The organism is Fretibacterium sp. (assembly GCF_057312375.1).
In genome coordinates this window covers 1-2,449 of the sequence record NZ_DBHLDX010000122.1, presented here as the reverse complement: position 1 = coordinate 2,449, position 2,449 = coordinate 1, and the positions used below count along the sequence as shown (strand labels likewise).

Genomic DNA, 2,449 nt, shown 5'->3' with positions numbered 1-2,449 from the left:
AAGATCAAGGAGATCGTTTCGGCCTAGAGCCGACGGCCCACGCCACAAGAGGTCCTCCTCGCGCGAGGGGGACCTCTTAGCAGTCGGAGATACCGGCGGCAAGTTTTGCTCTCATCTCCTCGGATAGGACGGCTGGGCTGCCCGCGATTCCACGAGGGGGCATTGAATCGAAATGCTCAGGCTCCGGCGGCTTTATCCTTCAGTGCTTCGACCTCGTCGAGGGATAAGCCAGTCGCCTGGGATATCTGTTCGGAGGTGAATTTCATGCCCAGCATCCGCCGCGCCGTTTCAGTCCTGCCCAAATCTCTGCCCCTGCTCTCGCCCTCGGTCATAGCCTCCTGCACCGCGAACCTCAGGTTGCTGCGGTAGTCCGTTTCGGCGCGCTCTCGCAGCCTGTAGAGCGCGAGGTTCCCCCGTTTACGGAAAAACGTCCGGACCCCATCATCGAGCCGCTCGATTCCCCGGTCGCACTCCACCAATCGCTCCATTTCAGCGTTCCCTCCTATCCGGCCAAGGTATTTCATCACACGGCTCAGGCCTACGTCCTCGACGCGGCCCGCCGCCGCCAGGCGTTTCAGCTTCGGCATCTCGATAAAATGAAACTCCATGCCGTCGCAGTAGCTCCGCTGTTCCTTCACGTCCAGAAGCCGGTGCAGCGACCGCCAGTCTTCCGCACGATCCGGAAAAAGGCAGAAGTTCAGGATCGACACGAAGATGACCGGCCTCAGCTTGTCGTAGCTGTCTGAAACGGACAACTGGTCCGAGTAGCTGCACGACGCGTAATAAAGAGCTCGCTCGAAGAAGTACCCCGCCCGTCCCAGTTGAACCTCCACGTGGCACACCCGGCCGTCCTCCGCGCGGGCCAGGACGTCCACGCAGGAGCTCCGGCCCTCGTCCCGACGGGGATCGTTCTCTCGATCCAGGTACTGCAGGGAAACGATGCCCCGTCCTGGGGCCAGGATGTCGTTCAGGAGGCGCAGAAGGTTCTCCTCGTTCCCCTTTGTGGCGAAGAGATACTTGAAGACCACGTCATTCAGGAGGTTTGCGGAACGAACGCAGCGCTCCAGTTCCTCCGGCGACAGCTCGGTCGGTAGGCCCTCGCGTTCGCAGGTCATGGCATTCACCTTCTCCACAGGTTGGTTGAGGCGCAACAAGGCGCGGCCTTCGCTCTATTATAGTCGATTTCGGCGCGACATCATCGCCTCATCGCTCGAAGGACTTTCGTATCACCTGGGGCAGCGCCTCGTCCTTCAGGAGCTCCGTCCTCAGCTGCGCCGCGCGCTCCGCGTCGGCTCCCTCGCAGAGGCAGTACAGGCGGCACCTCACCTGCGTGGCCCACCGCGACGAGGAATAGCGCTTCAAAAACTGCTCGAGCACGCTGCGGGCCTGCTCCTCCTTCGGCTCGGCAAACCCGTCCAGGCAGAGGTCCGCAAGCGCCCAATGGGCAGCCTCCGCCTCCTCCGTGTCCGGACAGCGCTCGATGATCTGACGCAGGAGGGCCTCCTGCGCCTCGGGGTCCCCAGAGGACTCCAGGCGGGACAGCTCTGCCCGAAGCTCCCTTGCCGTCTGCTCGGCGGCTGCATCCCTCTCAGCCCCCAGGGCCAGCGTCGGCGGATTCACCAGCAAGAGCGCCCCCAGCAGGACGGCGCCTTCCCTCGCGGACTTTCCAAAGATACGAAACATGCACACCAACACCTCCGGCGCCATTGTACCCCGACAGGCCCCCGTTAGACAAATGCGGTGTGCTGAAAGACGTCAGGAGGCGAAACCTGTGAAGGACGCTGGCCCGCATATCCTTGGGCCACACGGCGTACCCTTTGGGTTGTTTCCCTCCACAGCCGTTCCGCTCCGCGCCATACACCCCTCCCCTGCCAGCGTTTCACCATGCTCTAAACGCAAAAATGGGGATAGCTAGTTGCGGCTATCTAAAATTAGAGTTATACTTTTTTCGTTGTATCATTTTAAATTTAAGGAGTGGTTAACGTGAGAAACAAATCATGGCGTTTCGGCATCCTGTTGTCCGTGTTCCTCATCGCTCTATTGGCGCTGGGCGGATGCGGCGGAGGCCCCCACAACATCCCAGGGGACACCCCGAACCCCAGCCCGAATCCTAACCCTAATCCCAATCCTCAGCCCCAGGTCGGAGTATTGAAGGATTGGGAAGGAGAGTGGAAGAGTTTCTACGGTTCCTTGGATGCGCCCGAGGTTGACGCCGTCTGCGAGAAAGCTGCGGCGTCCTTGCCCGCTTACACCAAGAAGGGTGTGAAGAGTGCCCTTGGTCGTTCTTACCAGACCGCTTTCGACAGCCTGAAGGTGGAGGGAAGCGGGATCACCTTCATGGACTCCAAGGGAGCCTCCTTGGGAACCCTGACCTACGCGTCCCGCGGGGTCGAAAAACGGAAGTTCGGGACCTTCGACATCGAGTGGCATCAGTTCGAGGCGGCAAGCG

General features: G+C 60.9%; 3 protein-coding genes. 1 reads left to right on the top strand and 2 read right to left on the bottom strand.

The window, feature by feature from the left end; translation table 11 throughout:
- Positions 1-176: 176 nt before the first annotated feature.
- Together ACO41U_RS10350 and ACO41U_RS10345 are read right to left on the bottom strand one after the other, a co-directional pair.
- Complete coding sequence (locus ACO41U_RS10350; RefSeq protein WP_485943765.1) at positions 177-1,115, bottom strand: Rpn family recombination-promoting nuclease/putative transposase; 939 nt, start codon at positions 1,113-1,115, stop codon at positions 177-179.
- An 88-nt stretch (positions 1,116-1,203) separates the two neighbouring features.
- Positions 1,204-1,683, bottom strand: coding sequence for a tetratricopeptide repeat protein (locus ACO41U_RS10345; protein WP_485943763.1), 480 nt, complete (start codon positions 1,681-1,683; stop codon positions 1,204-1,206).
- 300 nt (positions 1,684-1,983) lie between these two features.
- Here ACO41U_RS10345 and ACO41U_RS10340 point away from each other — a divergent pair.
- Positions 1,984-2,449: ZinT/AdcA family metal-binding protein (locus ACO41U_RS10340; RefSeq protein ID WP_485943761.1), on the top strand; the 466-nt coding region annotated here is incomplete at its 3' end.